General features: G+C 61.2%; 14 protein-coding genes. 3 read left to right on the forward strand and 11 right to left on the reverse strand.

Translation table 11 applies throughout. From position 1 onward, the window contains the following. Positions 1-260: 260 nt before the first annotated feature. Complete coding sequence (locus CLR77_RS05900; RefSeq protein WP_097459714.1) at positions 261-1,469, forward strand: MFS transporter; 1,209 nt, start codon at positions 261-263, stop codon at positions 1,467-1,469. A 51-nt stretch (positions 1,470-1,520) separates the two neighbouring features. On the opposite strand, the gene CLR77_RS05905 is transcribed toward CLR77_RS05900, so the two are convergent. After that, on the reverse strand, positions 1,521-3,161 hold the full coding sequence (locus tag CLR77_RS05905) for an AMP-binding protein (RefSeq protein WP_097459715.1): 1,641 nt from the start codon (positions 3,159-3,161) through the stop codon (positions 1,521-1,523). Positions 3,162-3,314: 153 nt separating this feature from the next. Between CLR77_RS05905 and CLR77_RS05910 the strand changes: the two genes are divergently transcribed. Next, positions 3,315-4,364, forward strand: coding sequence for an AraC family transcriptional regulator (locus tag CLR77_RS05910; RefSeq protein ID WP_227519828.1), 1,050 nt, complete (start codon positions 3,315-3,317; stop codon positions 4,362-4,364). A 1-nt stretch (position 4,365) separates the two neighbouring features. Here CLR77_RS05910 and CLR77_RS05915 read toward each other — a convergent pair whose 3' ends face one another. From CLR77_RS05915 to CLR77_RS05960, 10 genes are all read right to left on the reverse strand, one after another. After that, the gene (locus CLR77_RS05915) at positions 4,366-5,544 is read right to left on the reverse strand and encodes a thiolase family protein (protein ID WP_097459716.1); all 1,179 of its coding nucleotides are present in this window, start codon (positions 5,542-5,544) and stop codon (positions 4,366-4,368) included. A gap of 48 nt (positions 5,545-5,592) precedes the next feature. Further along, positions 5,593-6,747 (reverse strand): acyl-CoA dehydrogenase family protein, encoded by a 1,155-nt coding sequence (locus CLR77_RS05920; RefSeq protein WP_097459717.1) that lies wholly within the window; start codon positions 6,745-6,747, stop codon positions 5,593-5,595. 37 nt (positions 6,748-6,784) lie between these two features. Next, positions 6,785-7,546 (reverse strand): SDR family NAD(P)-dependent oxidoreductase, encoded by a 762-nt coding sequence (locus CLR77_RS05925; protein WP_097459718.1) that lies wholly within the window; start codon positions 7,544-7,546, stop codon positions 6,785-6,787. A 250-nt stretch (positions 7,547-7,796) separates the two neighbouring features. Further along, complete coding sequence (locus tag CLR77_RS05930; RefSeq protein ID WP_143269367.1) at positions 7,797-8,006, reverse strand: hypothetical protein; 210 nt, start codon at positions 8,004-8,006, stop codon at positions 7,797-7,799. A 155-nt stretch (positions 8,007-8,161) separates the two neighbouring features. Then, positions 8,162-9,223, reverse strand: a complete 1,062-nt coding sequence (locus tag CLR77_RS05935; RefSeq protein ID WP_097459720.1) for a hypothetical protein — start codon at positions 9,221-9,223, stop codon at positions 8,162-8,164. 4 nt (positions 9,224-9,227) lie between these two features. After that, complete coding sequence (locus tag CLR77_RS05940) at positions 9,228-9,608, reverse strand: DUF4150 domain-containing protein (protein ID WP_097459721.1); 381 nt, start codon at positions 9,606-9,608, stop codon at positions 9,228-9,230. Between the two features lie 25 nt (positions 9,609-9,633). After that, a complete protein-coding gene (locus CLR77_RS05945) occupies positions 9,634-10,662 on the reverse strand; it encodes a beta-ketoacyl synthase N-terminal-like domain-containing protein (RefSeq protein WP_097459722.1) in 1,029 nt (342 codons plus the stop codon). After that, positions 10,659-11,693 (reverse strand): DUF2169 family type VI secretion system accessory protein, encoded by a 1,035-nt coding sequence (locus CLR77_RS05950; protein WP_097459723.1) that lies wholly within the window; start codon positions 11,691-11,693, stop codon positions 10,659-10,661. The genes CLR77_RS05945 and CLR77_RS05950 overlap by 4 nt, the downstream gene beginning before the upstream one ends. Positions 11,694-11,732: 39 nt before the next feature. Continuing rightward, positions 11,733-12,239, reverse strand: a complete 507-nt coding sequence (locus CLR77_RS05955) for a DUF6484 domain-containing protein (protein WP_097459724.1) — start codon at positions 12,237-12,239, stop codon at positions 11,733-11,735. A 10-nt stretch (positions 12,240-12,249) separates the two neighbouring features. Continuing rightward, positions 12,250-14,334: a type VI secretion system Vgr family protein gene (locus CLR77_RS05960; RefSeq protein WP_097459725.1), complete on the reverse strand. Its 2,085-nt coding sequence runs from the start codon at positions 14,332-14,334 to the stop codon at positions 12,250-12,252. A gap of 688 nt (positions 14,335-15,022) precedes the next feature. Between CLR77_RS05960 and CLR77_RS05965 the strand changes: the two genes are divergently transcribed. Next, positions 15,023-15,511: an Hcp family type VI secretion system effector gene (locus CLR77_RS05965; RefSeq protein ID WP_097459726.1), complete on the forward strand. Its 489-nt coding sequence runs from the start codon at positions 15,023-15,025 to the stop codon at positions 15,509-15,511. Positions 15,512-15,520: the final 9 nt, after the last annotated feature.

Here is a 15,520-nt window from a genome sequence, read left to right on the forward strand (position 1 = left end):
ATGGCTTTGGGGCTGCTGGGGATCGGTTTCACCGCTCGTCGTCGCTTCGGGTAATACCCATGCCTGATAGCAGTAGGCATTTCCGTCATCATGCGAGCGACTGTCAATCTGTCGATAGTCGCTCGCATCCTTAGCTCACCCCGCCTCAACTTTTGGTCGTATACCTATTCCCTTCTCGAAGTCAGACCCGATAACCTGTAACCCTCGAAAGTTTCCCTCACGCATTACGCTCGATCCCTAAACCTGAATCGAAGGATGCCATGACGGCTCAAGCCAGCAGTCCCATGCCCCCGTTGTCGAAAACGACCCTGCTGCTGATCGAATTCGCCCTGGCTATGGGGGGATTCGGTATCGGTACCGGTGAGTTTGCGATCATGGGGTTGATGCCAAACGTTGCGCACAATCTGCACATCACCGAACCCCAGGTCGGCCATGTGATCAGCGCCTATGCATTGGGGGTAGTGGTGGGGGCGCCTTTGCTGGCGATTTTGGGGGCGCGCTTGTTCCGCCGGCACATGCTGATCCTGATGATGAGCTTCTTCGCGCTGGGGAATTTCGCCAGTGCCCTGGCGCCGACATACCACTCGCTGATGGTTTTCCGCTTCATTGCCGGACTGCCTCATGGCGCCTACTTTGGCGTTGCGGCGCTGGTCGCGGCTTCGCTGGTGGCGCCCCATCAACGGGGCAAGGCGGTCAGCCGGGTCATGGTCGGGTTGACCATTGCCATGCTGATCGGCAATCCACTGGCGACCTGGCTGGGGCAGTCCCTGAACTGGCGTTACGCCTTTGCCTTTGTCGGCGCAATCGCGCTGCTCACCGTGTTGTTGGTTTTCCTCTTCCTGCCGCTTAACCATCAGGAAACGCGCAGCGACCCGCTGCATGAAATCCGCTCGTTCAATCGACCTCATGTCTGGCTGGCGCTGACTATCGGCTCTATCGGCTTCGCCGGTATGTTTTGCGTGTTCAGCTACCTGGCACCGACCCTGCTGGAAGTCACGCATGTGAGCGAGGACTGGATTCCTCTGGCCCTGGCGACCTTTGGCCTGGGAGGGATCGTCGGCAATATCGCCGGAGGCTGGTTGTTCGACAGGTTGCGTTTTCGCGCTGTTGGCTGGCTGCTGGTGTGGAGCACGCTGGTGCTGCTGGTCTTTCCCCTGGCCACGGGATCGCTCTGGTCCATGCTGCTGGCGTCCTTTGCGGTGGCCACCATGGTTGCGCTGGGGCCGGCCCTGCAAACACGTCTGATGGACGTTGCCCACAATGCGCAGACACTTGCGGCTGCTTCGCACCATGCTGCTTTCAATGTGGCTAATGCCCTCGGTCCCTGGTTGGGGGGGATGGCGATCACGGCGGGTTTGGGCTGGAGTTCGACAGGCTATGTTGGTGCCGCCTGCGCTGTCGCCGGATTGCTGGTCTTCGCGTTGGCCTGGCGCAAGGAAGGGCGCGAGCTGTTGATGGTGGAGACTTGATGCCACCGGGACAGCAGGCTGTCCCGGTGTGAGGTGTGGGCGCGGTCTTACCTAGTCGCTACCGGCTTCTTCCGCCGCCCGTTGACGCAGAAGGAAGCGCTGCAGCTTACCGCTGGGTGTCTTGGGCAGCTCGTCCACAAAGGTGATTTCCCGCGGATAGGCGTGGCCGGACAAGCGGTCTCGCACGAACATCTTCAACTCCTCCGCGAGCTCTTCGCTCGGTACATGACGGCTTCCCAGCACCACATAGGCCTTGACGATATGTCCCCGTTTCGCGTCCGGCTTGCCGACGACGGCACTTTCCACCACCGCGGCGTGTTCCAGCAGACTGCTTTCCACATCGGAAGGGCCGATGCGATAGCCGGCCGAGGTGATGACGTCGTCGTCGCGGCCGCTATAGGCAAAGGAGCCATCGTCGTTTTGCAGCACCATATCGCCGGTCAGGTAGTAGTGATCCTGGAAGGCACTCTTCTCACCCCAGCTGTAGCCGCGGAAAAACATCAGGGGCGATGCGTCGGTATCGACCGCCAAAACCCCGGTTTCGCCGGGCGGCAGTTCCTGACCTTCGGCGCCCAGCACGACCAGCCGGAAACCGGGCAGCGGGTAGCCCATGCCGCCCGCGTGGCGGGGATGTTCAGCGGTATGGAAGTTGGCGGCCGTCATGCCGGTTTCGGTCTGGCCATAATGGTCGGCTGTGGGACAGTCAAAGTGCCGCTGCATCCAGTTGACGATTTCCGGGTTGAGCGGCTCACCGGCGCTGCTGGCGGAGCGTAAGGCGATATCGGGATATTGCGCCACCAGCTCCTCGTTGGCCATCAGCAGACGATAGGCGGTGGGAGCGGCCGCCAGGTTGGTGATGCGGTGCTCCTGCAGGAAGGCCAGGGTGTTTTCGGCGGTGAACCCATGTTCGTTGAAATGGATGGTGGCACCGAGGGACAGCGGCCCAACCACGCCATAGTAGAGGCCATAGGCCCAGCCGGGATCGGCCACATTCCAGAAGCGGTCTTCCTGCGGCCGCAGGTCGACGGCGTAAGTCATGTAGACCCAGAATTCGAGCAGGGCATGGACCGGCACGCTGACGCCCTTCGCCTTACCGGTAGTGCCGGAGGTGAACATCTGCAGGCAGGGGTCTTCCCGCGTGAGCAGAACCGGCTCGAAAACGGTGTCTTGTGCCAGCACCTGGTCCCAGTGATCGTCGGCCGCAACGTCATCTCCTGGCGTTCCCACGAGCAGGGTGCGGGGTCGGCTGTCCAATGCGGCGACTTTGTGCCACTGTTCGGTGTTGGTGACGACCAGCCGGGTTTGGGCCCGCTGCAGCCGGTAACCGATGGCATCGGGACCGAAAGCGGTGAACAGGGGCTGGTAGACCGCGCCGACGCGGAGCGTACCCAGGATGGTGATCAGCAGCTCGGGACTGCGGGGGAGCAGCCCGGCGACGCGGTCGCCTTTGCCGATGCCGTGGGACTTGAGATAATGGGCGAATTGGGCGGCGCGCTCGCTGAGCGTGCGGAAACTGTACTGGCGGGTTTGGCCGTCGAGTCCGGTATGAATCAGGGCGATCCGTTCGCCTTGGGCGTGGCGGTCGCAAATTTCGTGGCAGACATTGATTCCCTTGTCGAAGTCGCCGTCAAAGCGTTGTTCCAGTTCGAGGGGATCAAAAGCGTCGATCAGTTGCTGGTAACTTATTGTCATTGTGGTTCCTCCTGGCCGGGCTCGAAGCGGGCGACAACGATCTGAGAGCACTTATTTAATGGCATCATAACGCTGCAATGCCATGACGCATCCTTTCATTATTCTTGACAATAGTTGCGTCTGACAGCGGGATGTCGACCCAGTGGAGAGGCGGTGAATAGCAAGCACAGAAATGAATTGGAGCCGGGGCATAACCTGACCATCGCGAGCCATTACGCCCGCGCCGTGCTGCATGCGCTGCGCCGTCGCGGAACGGATGTGACGCCGCTCTTGCAGTCCCTGTCCATTCAGCCGGAGATTCTGGATGGCCCGGCAGCACGGATTCCCGCCCGGCAGCTGGTCAGGCTGTTCCAGAAGGTCTGGCGCGATATGGACGACGAATTCCTCGGGCGCACCACCCACCCCTGTCATCTGGGCCACTTCAACATCATGGGCCACTATGTGCTGAATGCCAACAACCTGGAAGCGGCGATCAGCAAGAGCATCTATTGCTACAACACCTTTACCCGCGATCTGGTGATCCGGTTCCGTCGCGAGGGCGATCAGGCCATCATCAGCCTGGAACACCGGTCGCCGGAACTGGACCCGGATCACTTCATTACCGAGTTCCTGCTGCTGGTCTGGCACCGCTTCATGGGCTGGCTGATCGGGCGCAAGATCATCCTCACGGAAGCGACCTTCACGCACCCGCTACCCCCGCACTTTTACGAGTACAAGTTCGCGTTCCCCTGCCACTGCCTGTTCGAGCAGACGGAAAACAGCATCCGTTTCAGTGCCGATTACCTGGCACTGCCGCCGCAGCGCACCCAGGAGGAGCTGGCCGGCTATATGCGACGCTCGCCGGAGGGTTTGCTGATCTGGGAAGATGAGGACGACAGCGTTGCCCGCCGCGTGCGCTTCCTGCTCGATAGCAACGATGAGGCGGTGTTACCGACGCTGGAAGAGCTGGCGGAGCGCCTGCACATGTCGCCCTACACACTGAACCGGAAGCTGAAACGGGAAGGTGTTTCCTACCAGCAGATCAAGGACCGCTACCGGCGTGATCTGGCGATCAACCTGCTGACCAACCAGCGGGTATCGATCGCCAGCATCGCCGCACAGGTCGGTTTCAGCGAGGCCGGCGCCTTTTCCCGTGCCTTCAAGCACTGGACCGGCGTCAGCCCGCTGGTTTACCGGCAGGTGCAGCGGGACGAGGTTCCCTGACTCAGAGCAGTTCCACCGCCACTGCCGTCGCCTCGCCGCCACCGATACAGATCGCCGCGATGCCCTTGCGACCGTTGCGCTGACGTAAGGCGTTGAGCAACGTGACCAGAATCCGCGAGCCGCTGGAACCGATGGGATGTCCCTGGGCGCAGGCGCCGCCGAAGACATTCACCTTGTTCTCGTCGAGTCCCAGCTCCTGAATCGCCAGCATGGTCACGACCGCGAAGGCTTCGTTGATCTCGAACAGGTCGATCTCGTCGAGTGACCAGCCAGCCTTGTCCAATACCTTGTGAATGGCGCCGATGGGGGCTTCCGGGAACTCGCTCGGGGCCTGGGCGTGGGTGCTGTGGGCAACGATGCGGGCGAGCGGCTTGATGCCTTGTGCTTGGGCGGCTTTGGCGGACATCAGTACCAGCGCGGAGGCGCCGTCGGAAATGGAACTGGAGTTGGCCGCAGTGACGCTCCCGTCTTTGGCAAAGGCGGGCTTGAGTTGGGGGATTTTTTCCGGTTTTGCCTGACCCGGCTGCTCGTCCGTATCCACAACCCGCTCGCCACGGCGGTCGCTGACGGTCACAGCGGCGATCTCGTCTTTCAGCAGGCCGTCGCGAATGGCGGTGTTGGCCCTTTCCAGGGACAGCAGGGCATAGCGGTCCATTGCCTCGCGACCGATATTGAACTTGTCGGCGGCGCGTTGTGCGAAGACGCCCATAAGCACATGCTCATAAGCGTCTTCCAGACCGTCCAGGAACATATGGTCCAGAACCTGGCCGTGGCCCATACGCATACCGCCGCGGGCTTTGGGCAGCAGATAAGGCGCCTGCGACATGCTTTCCATGCCGCCGGCGACCAGTGTGTCGGATTCCCCGGCGCGGATCTGGTTAATGGCGAATTTCACCGCCTGCATGCCGGAGCCGCACATCTTGTTGACGGTGGTGCAGCCCACCGAATCGGGTAAGCCTGCAGCCAATGCGGCCTGCCGTGCCGGCGCCTGGCCTTGCCCGGCGGGTAGCACACAACCCATGATGACTTCCTCGGGCGCATCCGCCGGCAGACCGGCACGCTCTAACGCCGCCTTGATGGCTACGGCGCCCAGGTCCGGTGCCCTGACCGGCTCCAGACTGCCCTGCAGCCCACCCATGGGGGTGCGGGCCGCCCCTACGATCCAGACTTCTTCGCTCATCGTCTTATTCCTCGAAACAGGTTATGCGGTGGGCCTTGGGCAACCGTGTCAGCGGCCCAGCAGCCCTCTGGCGACCATTTCCTTCATGATCTCGGAGGTGCCGCCGTAGATTCGTTGTACCCGTGCATCCACGTAGGCGCGGGCAATGGGATATTCGGTCATGTAGCCATAGCCGCCGAAGAGCTGCAGGCAACCGTCGATCACGCGCCCCTGCATTTCACTGGCATTGAGCTTGGCCAGGCTGCCGGTAGGTGCGTCGAGGGCATCGCGGCTGTACAGGTCAATGCACTCTTTCACCAGTGCCTGACTGGCGCGGAAGTCGCTGTACATCTCGGCCAGCCGGAAGCGGGTGTTCTGCAACTGACTGAGCGGCTGCCCGAATGCCTGGCGCTCCTCGACATAGGCGATGGTCCAATCCAGCGCGCCTCGGGCACAGGCAACGGCAATCTGGCCGATACTCAGCCGTTCGCGAGGGAGTTCCTGCATCAGGTAGCTGAAACCACGGTTGAGTTCGCCGAGTATCGCACTGGCCGGTACGCGTAGATCCTCGAAAAACAGCTCCGAGGTGTCGCCCGAGTGCATGCCGATCTTGTCCAGGTTACGGCCCCGGCTGAAACCGGGCAGTTTGGTGTCGACCAGGAACAACGAGACGCCTCGCGCGCCGGCGTTGGGATCGGTTTTGGCGGCGACGATGACCAGGTCCGCATGTTGGCCATTGGTGATAAAGGTCTTGGAGCCGTTGAGGATGAAATCATCGCCGTCGGCCCGTGCAGTGGTGCGCATGCCCTGCAGATCGCTACCGGCGCCCGGTTCGGTCATGGCGATGGCGCCGACAGCCTCGCCGGAAACCAGGCGTGGCAACCATTCGGCTTTTTGCGCCTCGTTGCCGATATGGGTCAGATACGGTGTGACGATGTCCGAATGCACCATGACATTACAGGCCAGTGCCGCGAAACCCATGCGTCCCATTTCCTCGAGGATCATCATCGAGTAGGGAAAAGGCACGCCACAGCCGCCAAAGGCTTCTGGCACGTCGACCGCCAGCAGTCCAGCCTGCCCCAGCGTGTTCCAAAGCGCTCGGGGCATGATGCCGTCCTTTTCCCACTGCTCGTAGTGGGGCTGCACTTCCTGCTCCAGCAGGCGACGTGTCATATCGCGAAAGACCGTCATTTCGGTATCGGTGGTCAGATCCTGGGAACTCATCTTGGCACTTCCTCCAGATTTCAGTGGGTTCCCGGTCTCAGCGGGGCGCCATGCGCAATGCGGCGTCGAGGCGGATCACCTCACCGTTGAGCATGGGATTGGCGACGATATGGGCGGCCAGTGAGGCGTATTCCTCAGGCTTACCCAGGCGCGGCGGGAACGGCACGGTTGCCGCCAGGCTTTCCTGAACCGCCTCCGGCAGCCCGGCCATCATCGGCGTCATGAAAATACCCGGTGCGATGGTGTTGACCCGGATACCGTGGCGCGCGAGTTCGCGGGCGGCCGGCAGGGTCATCGACACCACGCCGCCTTTGGAAGCGGCGTAGGCGGCCTGTCCGATTTGGCCCTCATAGGCGGCCACAGAGGCGGTGTTGATGATAACGCCGCGCTCGCCGTCGGCATTGGGCTCGCGCTGTGCCATGTCGTTACTGGCCAGACGCAGGATGTTGAAGCTACCGACCAGGTTGACCTGGATGACGCGGTCGAAGTCGGACAGGGGCAGCGGGCCTTCCTTGCCGACGATCTTTCCGGGAGGTGCGATACCCGCGCAATTGACGGCGATGCCACAAAGACCCAGCGATGACCGTACCTGCGCGAAGGCGGCTTCGGCACTCGCCGCATCGGCTACGTTACACTGTACTGCGATGCCGCCGATATCCGCGGCGACCGCCTGTGCGGCATCCAGGTTCATGTCCAGGATCGCCACTTTTGCGCCGGCTGCCGCCAGTGTCCGGGCGGTTGCTTCTCCCAAGCCCGATGCACCCCCGGTGATCACTGCTACCACGTCTTTTGCCAGCATCTGTCGACTCCTCTTTTATGGTGCGTTTCGCCCATGATGGGATTGACCGCCCATCAGGCGCAACTGTTCCTGGAGGCGGTGTCATGGGGTCTATTGTGGATCGTCTCCAACCTGTGGACCATGACAAAAGTTGGCGACAAACTTGGCGGATTCTGACGGTATCCGGCGGCATCTGGCCGGTTGCCAATATCGATAGGAGCTGTGTGGACAGGTTGACGGGTGAAGGGGAGAGGTCCTGTGGCGAGCGGTGTCAGTCCGCTCGTGGGCCAAAAAAGCCATCGACATAACGTTCAAGTGCGGCCTGGGGGTTTTCCGGCTCCTGATGGGCCGGGGCCATAGCCATTCCCCGCTTGGGCGCGGCGAGTGATTGATATAACCAATGTATCCGGACGAAGAGCAAGATAGCCAACATGACCTCCAAAGCCTCCGCGATTTTCAACAGGGTACCGTTCTGCATCATGTGTCCTTTGTTGCGTACGCGATTCTGGTAAAGCGGTGTGCGGCGTACACAACGGCAATCAACCACTCAATCTCTGTTGAGCTTAGACGCCATTGCGGGAAATTGCCGTATTTCTCATAGCGCAATGCTATCGGCGGGACGGGACTGAGGTCTGGCTACGGGCGGGCTGCCAGGTTTTCTTCCTGTTGGGTGGCGCGTTCCTGGTAAACGTAAGCCGTGATGGATTCGGCATCGGGCCAGGGCCAGTTAAGGTCTCTGGGGTCGTCGATGAAGGGAGCCTCAATGGCTGGTTCGGGGGCTATCCAGCCTCTTTCGGCGAGATCCACATTCAGCAGCTGTGTGACGGCCCAGCCGGCAACACGTGCGAGGGGCGGCTCATGCAGGCGCTGAAGTACCCAGGGCAGTAGCGCCTTTTCACGCAGGGAGCCGATCGCGAGAATCGTTGCCCGGGTACTGTCGTCCGAGGTTTTAAGGCGCTGTATCCAGTGTTTGGCCGTTGCCTGATCCAGGCCACGAAAGCAGCGGCGGATGACTTCGTCGCGATAGTCGGAGGGCTCCAGTGTCAGGGGGAGCAAGGCCGCCAGGGCCGCGCCGCGGTTGGCGGTACCGAGGAGATGGCGACCCACTCGGAAGCGATCGGCCGGGGGCAGTCTGACTGCTGCCTCGACCAGTGCGGCCTCCACGGTTTGCAGGGGGCGTACGCTGAGGCTGAGGAATTCGAGCAGCCCTGGCGAGGCGTCGGCCGGCAGGGGGGTGGATCGGCCGCTGAGAGCCGGGTCGATGAACAGTTGGCCGAGCAGGCTTAGGGTCGTATGAGGGGCCGTTGCGAAACGTTCGGCCCAGGGGCGGATCCGTGAGGCCGGCAGTTGGTGCATGGCATCGTGAATCGCCATCAGGGTGGCGCAGTCCCCTGCTTCGTCCATAACAGTGCGAACCTGCTCGACCTGGGCGCCCTGCAGCGCCAGACCGGCGCCGAGAAAGTGTTCGCCGGCATCGGCAAGGCCCAGGGCGCAACGCTCACGATAAAGTGCCCAGGCGGCTGCAGGTTGAAGCAGCCAGCCTTCCAGGTGGGGCGCAAGCCGCTCATACGCTGAGCCGCCTTGCGCGGCATCCGGTTGTTCACCGAAGCGTTCGTCATACCATTGTTGCCAGAGGAAGGCTCCCTGATCCAGGTGCGCTTCCAGTACAGCCGGTATGTAGTGCAGAGGTTCAGCCACTGGGTTAGCCCATGGCGTTGCGTTCATTGTGGAACATGGGATCACCCATGCGGCAGACATTCTTGCCCTCGAACTTAACGTCGAATGAATACAGCATGAATTCAGCAGCCCCCTTGATCTTGCCGCTGATAACCCCGCCGGCACTGCCGGGTTCGTCACCGGAGGTCATCGAGTATTTGGCGCCCTGCACCATCGGCATCTGGTTGTCCGTTTTCACCTTGGTGGGGCCACCGCTGGTCATGGAGGCCATGCCGATGTTCGGGTAGGGAATTGGAATCGGTCCGGCCGGACTTGGCGTTTTGCACACGTCAGGACACACGGTGCTCAAACCGCCGCTTCCCTTGTGCACGACACCGCGGCCATTGGCGAATACGGTGCTAGGCATCTGGATTCTCCCTTTTCTCTGTCATTTATGCTGGCGCCAGCAACAAGGCGCTGCCCCGGGGGGCCGCGTCTGCAGCGCACCAACTCAATAATGGACCGCGCAGGTGCCCTTGGGCCAGCCCCAGCGCTCCAAGGCACCAGAGGGCCGGTGCGCTGGCCGCCCCCAGGTCCCCGTAGCAGTCTGCCGGGTGAAAGAGCCGGAAGGCAGGATCGAGCCGCCCCCCCAGGCGCACAGCCGCCAGGCCCCACTCCTTGCCGCTGGCATTTTCACCGTTCAGTCCACAGAAGACCGTTCTGACCGGCTGATCCGCGGCAGCCAGTGTCTTTGCAAAGGCCTGGGTCAGGCCGTCTCCGTGGCAAAGCTCATCGCTGAGCAGGTGGCCCGGTTCTGCCGTGTTGGCGGCGGCCGTCAGTTGTATGGTGCCGGCCGCAGGCCCTTTGCGCAGCAATAGCAAACCTGCGCCTTCGCCGGGAATAAACCCGTCACCCCGATGGCCGAGCAGGCGCTGGGCGCAGTCCAGGTGAGCGAGCAACAGCGGGTCGCGATAACTGTCGACACCGCCGACCAGGACCATGGTCTGTTCATCGCCGGCGCGGGACAACATATCCAGGGCGGCTTCCAATGCCTTGAATCCGCTTGCCCGCCCTTCCGCATAGACGCGGCTGCTGACCAGGTCCAGGCGCCCGGGAAAACAGCGGGATATCTCTGTCAGAAATGGTTCCAGCGCAGGGTACTGGCCAGAGGCATCCTTTTCCGGCAAGCCCAGGAACAGGGGGACAGGACGCGACGAGGGGGCGTTGATCTGTTCGAGGGCCGCGATACACAGGCGCAGCATGCGACGGTAACGGGCCGTTTTGCCCGTTGCGATGCCTTCCGGCAGGGGCGGCAGGCAGGGGTCGGGGACTTCAGCCATCCTGATCGGCTGACCGTTTTCGCCGATAAAGGCCGAGTCGAGAATATGGCTGATGCCGCCGCGAACGGCCGCCCAGGTGGCGCGGGTGCCTATCCCCACCGGCGAAACCAGGGCTGTGGCGACCAGGGCGGCACTGCTCATGCAACCGCCTCTGCTACCGGGTCAGCTGGGCGGATCCGGATCCGCGATACCTTGAGGACCTTGCGCTCGCAGCGCAACAGGCCCCGCCACACCAGCACCATGCGTCCGGCGTCAGGCTCGAGCCGAAGCATTTCCAGGCGCAGGGAAACGTCGACCTGGCTTCCGTCCAGCCAGGCTCTGGCCAGCGGCCTATCGGCCGGTACCACGGTATCGATACGGGGCAGCGCCGGGTGCAGATTCAGTAACCGAATGGGGGCTCCGCCCTGCAAAAAGGCCTGTTCGAGATTGAAGCCGGGGGCGCCGGCCTGGAAGAAGCGCGGGTCCAGGTCCCGCGGCCAAAGGGGGGCGCGCTGTTGTTGCCAGGTGGCGTCATAGGTGCCCGCAAAGCGCCGCCGGGCCAGCCAGTGGGGGGCGATGAAACCGGGTGCCACGGGCGCTGGACGGTCCCGTAAACTGGTGATGAGGTTCGACGGATCTTCCAGATTGGGCAGGGCGAACCCGTTGAGTTCGTCTCCGCGGCGCTTGCCGATAAAGCCTTTACCGACCGGGTTGGCGTCGAAGGCGACGGCACTGTCCGGCCCCAGGGGTAAGTCGGGCCTGAAGTGATGGGTACCGCCGAATGCGTTTTCGAAGGTCAGCGGCATTGATGAAAAGGGTTGGGGATCGGAGATGCTGCCGCCTTCCCAGGTCCGGTCACCGAAGACACGTACCGTCTTGCGCAGGTCACCGACCTGCACACCGATATCGATGGCGCCACGCTGGTGGCCGTTGGGTATCCAGGCCTGACCGACCAGTCCAATGCTGGTGCCGGGCTGCGGCAGGTGCAGGTCGGCGGGATAACGCAGGCTGCTGGCGTTGGGGGCACCGTAGTAATCGTCGGCGGGAAGTACGTCTTCCTGTTCGTCCAGCAGACGCGGCAGGGCATCGAGAGAATAACAGGCTTTGACCGCCAGCAGGATCGCCTGGGCGCCGTCGAGGTCGGTGGCGACGCTCAGACTGGCGACAAAAGGCTCGCTATCGAGGGCCAGCATGACGATGTCCTGAGTGAAGGGAAACCATGAATCCTGGCCTTAGTTCAGGTGGACGGAGCCACCCTTGATCTGATGGGCGCCCCGGGCGCGGCTGACGATATGTTCGGCTCGGACCAGTACACGGCCGTCGCTGGTGAGGGTGACACGGGACTTGCCGCAGACCAGCGTCAGGTTATCGCTGGCATGGATTTCGACGCCGCTTTCCGTGCGTCGGATCACCGCATCGGGCGCCTTTCCCTCCGCCTCGGCGGCGCCTGTGGTGACTGCGACGACCTGATCCAGGGCGCTGTGCAGAAAGCCCAGAATCAGAGGCATGCCTCCGGCATTACCGGCAAAGGCCAGGGCGACGCGGCGTCCGCAGTCGGCCATACTGACCGGCTGGGTACTCAGTGCGGCGCATGGGGTTTCGAGGCTTGCCGGGTCCCAGCCGACCAGCGGCCGTCCACCGGCATCGATGCCAATGATTTCCCCGATCAGCAAATCTCCGGCGGTAGGCGATGTCGTCGGAGCCTGGCCGACCCTCATAATCTCTTCCAATTCCGTCATGGCCCCTCCGTCAGTTCTGCTTGATCGTGCTGCCCTTGATATTCACGCTGCCTGATCCCTTGATATTGATATTGCTCCCTTTGATGGTGATATCACCACTACTCTTTAGCACGATCTCGGCACCGCCGGTCTTGATCACGATTTCGCTGTTGGCGGTGAGCTGGACCTTGTCGGCAGAGACAGCGAAGGTTTTGCCGATGCTGTGGGTGGAGTTTCCGCTGACAGATTCCTTGAAGTCTGCCCCCACCTCGCTCTGCAGGTCGTCGCCCACCGATTGGGAACGCTTGCCGCTGACCTGCAGGCTGTCGTCCTTGCCGACAGAAACGCTGCGTCCGCCACTGACCGTTTGGGAGCTATTGCCTCCGACCGAAACACTCTGGTCCTTGTCGATACTGTGGGAATCTGTGCCGTTGACGGTGCGGCTCTGGTTGCCGCTGACCGCCAGCGTTGCGTCGCCCCCTATGGACTCCGACTGGTTCTTGCCCACGGACCGGCTTTCGTTGTTGCCGATACTCATGCTGGCGTCGTGGCCGACGGACTCGGTCTGGTCGTTCTCCACCTCGCGGGTATGATCCTTCTGGGCATGAATCAGGAAGAGTTCCTTACCCTTGTCATCGACCAGCCGGATCTCGTTGTAATCCTCAACGCCACCCTTGAGTGTGGAGCGGGACTTGAAACCGCTTTGATGGCGCTCCTTGGGCAGTTCATACGGCGGCATCTGTTCGGCGTTATAGACGCTGCCGATAACTAACGGCCGGTCCGGGTCGCCCTCCAGGAAAGAAACCACTACTTCCTGGCCAATCCGCGGCAGAAACTGCGCCCCCCAGCGCTTGCCGCTCCAGGCTTGGGCGACCCGGATCCAACAGGAACTCTTTTCGTCTTTCTTACCCAGGCGGTCCCAGTGGAACTGGACCTTGATGCGGCCATACTTATCGGTGTGGATTTCCTCGTTGGAGGGGCCGACGACCAGTGCTGTCTGGGTGCCGCTGATACGGGGTGCTTCCGGCACAAAGGCAGGGCGCATGACGGTGTCCGCCGGGGCGCACCGGAAGCTGTTGCGATAGACGCTGCCGGCGCCGGAGCCTGCCCGGTAGCTGCCTTCCTCGATTTCATGGGTGACCGAGGTCACCACATAATGCCCCCCCTGCTCCTGGCGGTCGTGATGCACGCCCACCTGGAAGGTTGTCCCGGGCATCAGCAGCGGGTGATCGGCTTCGCCGCTGATCAGGGTGAAACCTGATTCCAACTGTTCGATACGCGTGCGGCTGTAGCGCTCCCCGGCCTGTTTCTGCAGGTAGTCGCCGGGGAAGTCGTAGATCTCGAACTGGCTGATATTGGGTAGCTTGACCAGTGTGTCGCGCTGGCATTGGAGATCGGCGGCCGGGGTTTCGAAGTTGTAGTCGGTCAGGCTGATCTTGCCGCTGACGAAGTTCCAGTCGCGGGACCAGGTGTGAATATGTGCCTTGGTATGCGCGCCGCCGACGACATCGATGTTGCCGCTGATACTCTCGTAGGCGTGGTTGTGGTCGCCAATGACCAGTGTATGTTTCGAGTCCGTATGGGTGAAGTAGTAAAACAGGCCTTCCTCGGCGAGCAGGCGCGTGACGAAAGCGAAATCGGACTCCCGATACTGGACACAGTATTCCCGCGCCGGATACTGGCCCTGGGTGCGCCATTCAAAGTCCTTGAATCCCAACTGGGAAAACACGGCCTTGACGATGTCGGGAACGCTTTGCGCCTGGAAGATACGGCAATCGGTGCGATATTGCAGCAGGCTGAGCCAGGGGGCCAGGGTCAGCTGGTAATGACGGCGACGTTTTTCGTCGATCCGGCCGGCGGCGAGCCGGATCACCAGGCCGGAAAAATAGCGCTTCAGTCCGCCATCACTCTGCACGGTGACGGTCACCGGCTTGCCGATCAGTGCGTCGGGTTTGATGTCCTCATCGCTGCTGAGCGCATCAATCCGGAACGCGAAAGGCGACGACAGCGTTTCCTGAGCCTGTAAGGCAACGGGAATGAGGGTGTTGCCGCCGAGAGGCGTTTTCAGCGTCAAGCGCTGGCTGGTCGTCTGTTGGCCGGCGGACTCGCTCGCCATGATCCATGCCCTATTTTGCAAACCGATGCGTGCTTTCGTGACCGGACTGGAAGGACTCGAGAGGAGTCTTCCCAACAACGCCTCCGGTAAACGAACCCTTGGCAATGCATCACCAATACTAGTCAAAAATACTTGCAGCGCGAAACCATTTCACGCGCTTTTCGATGCATTTGCGAAATGAATTATCAAACAGTTTTTTATAAATAAACAATCTAATTAAAAGCGTACAGGGCTCCTTTGCAGCGCCTCTGGCGTCATATGAACGTCTCTACAGTGAATAAGGGTGCCAGAGTCAAAATGTCGTCCTGTTTTTTCTTTGAGTTTTCCTGCGACGCTCTAATAGATTGTTTTTTAATGTGAAATTTCGATTTTTTTGGAGCGACGGTCGACGGTTGGTTGCGTGGCTGACTCTGCCCCCTTTTTTTAAATGGTCACCAGATCAAAAAAATGGTGTGGAATGGCTCTCAGGTGGCACTCTCCAAAAAGGGTGCCAGAGTGGTGCAAAAAGCCATGTTTTGGGGATTGTGCATTGGGGGAGCGCTCACCATACTCGGTCCACAACGTTGTTGCCGGGAAGTTGTCACCGGCAGCAGGGGTGAACGATAGAAAGCAGCAATCCATACCCGGCGGTACCCAGCAACGACGCAGCAGGCGCGGTGCCAAAAACAAGGACACAAGGAGAAGAACAATGGCTATTTACATGAACTTCAACGGACTGAAAGTGAAAGGTAACGTCACCGCAGAAGGCTATAAGGATTGGATCCGTCTGGATTCCTACCAGTTCGGTGTCGGTCGCTCTATCAGCATGGAAGCGGGCCACTTGGCTAACCGCGAAGCGACGCGTCCGAACATCTCCGAAATGATGGTTTCAAAAGTCATGGACAAGGCCTCGTCCGGCCTTTTCAAGGAGTCCCTGACCGGTTCCGATGGCTGTAAAGTGGTTATTGACGTGGTGCGGACCTCTGCGGACAAGATCGATAAGTTCGTGACCTACGAACTCGAGGATTGCCTGATCAGCAGCTATTCCGTCAGCGCCGGTTCTGAGGGGGCTCCGTCGGAAAGCATCAGCCTGAGCTTCGGCAAGGTGACGATGTCCTACACGGCGGCCGATCGCGATAATGCGACAGGTACACCTGAGCGTGTAGGCTATGACCTCGCGGCGGGTAAGAAGCTCTAGGTTCGCGAT

This window comes from Mangrovitalea sediminis (genome assembly GCF_002514725.1).
In the GTDB taxonomy this organism is placed as follows: domain Bacteria; phylum Pseudomonadota; class Gammaproteobacteria; order Pseudomonadales; family Oleiphilaceae; genus Mangrovitalea; species Mangrovitalea sediminis.

Bases quoted from the DNA above. Each gene is read 5' to 3' on its own strand.
- CLR77_RS05900 (WP_097459714.1), top strand. From the start codon at position 261: ATGACGGCTCAAGCCAGCAGTCCCATGCCCCCGTTGTCGAAAACGACC.
- CLR77_RS05905 (WP_097459715.1), bottom strand. From the start codon at position 3,161: ATGACAATAAGTTACCAGCAACTGATCGACGCTTTTGATCCCCTCGAA.
- CLR77_RS05915 (WP_097459716.1), bottom strand. From the start codon at position 5,544: ATGAGCGAAGAAGTCTGGATCGTAGGGGCGGCCCGCACCCCCATGGGT.
- CLR77_RS05920 (WP_097459717.1), bottom strand. From the start codon at position 6,747: ATGAGTTCCCAGGATCTGACCACCGATACCGAAATGACGGTCTTTCGC.
- CLR77_RS05925 (WP_097459718.1), bottom strand. From the start codon at position 7,546: ATGCTGGCAAAAGACGTGGTAGCAGTGATCACCGGGGGTGCATCGGGC.
- CLR77_RS05930 (WP_143269367.1), bottom strand. From the start codon at position 8,006: ATGATGCAGAACGGTACCCTGTTGAAAATCGCGGAGGCTTTGGAGGTC.
- CLR77_RS05940 (WP_097459721.1), bottom strand. From the start codon at position 9,608: ATGCCTAGCACCGTATTCGCCAATGGCCGCGGTGTCGTGCACAAGGGA.
- CLR77_RS05945 (WP_097459722.1), bottom strand. From the start codon at position 10,662: ATGAGCAGTGCCGCCCTGGTCGCCACAGCCCTGGTTTCGCCGGTGGGG.
- CLR77_RS05950 (WP_097459723.1), bottom strand. From the start codon at position 11,693: ATGCTGGCCCTCGATAGCGAGCCTTTTGTCGCCAGTCTGAGCGTCGCC.
- CLR77_RS05955 (WP_097459724.1), bottom strand. From the start codon at position 12,239: ATGACGGAATTGGAAGAGATTATGAGGGTCGGCCAGGCTCCGACGACA.
- CLR77_RS05960 (WP_097459725.1), bottom strand. From the start codon at position 14,334: ATGGCGAGCGAGTCCGCCGGCCAACAGACGACCAGCCAGCGCTTGACG.
- CLR77_RS05965 (WP_097459726.1), top strand. From the start codon at position 15,023: ATGGCTATTTACATGAACTTCAACGGACTGAAAGTGAAAGGTAACGTC.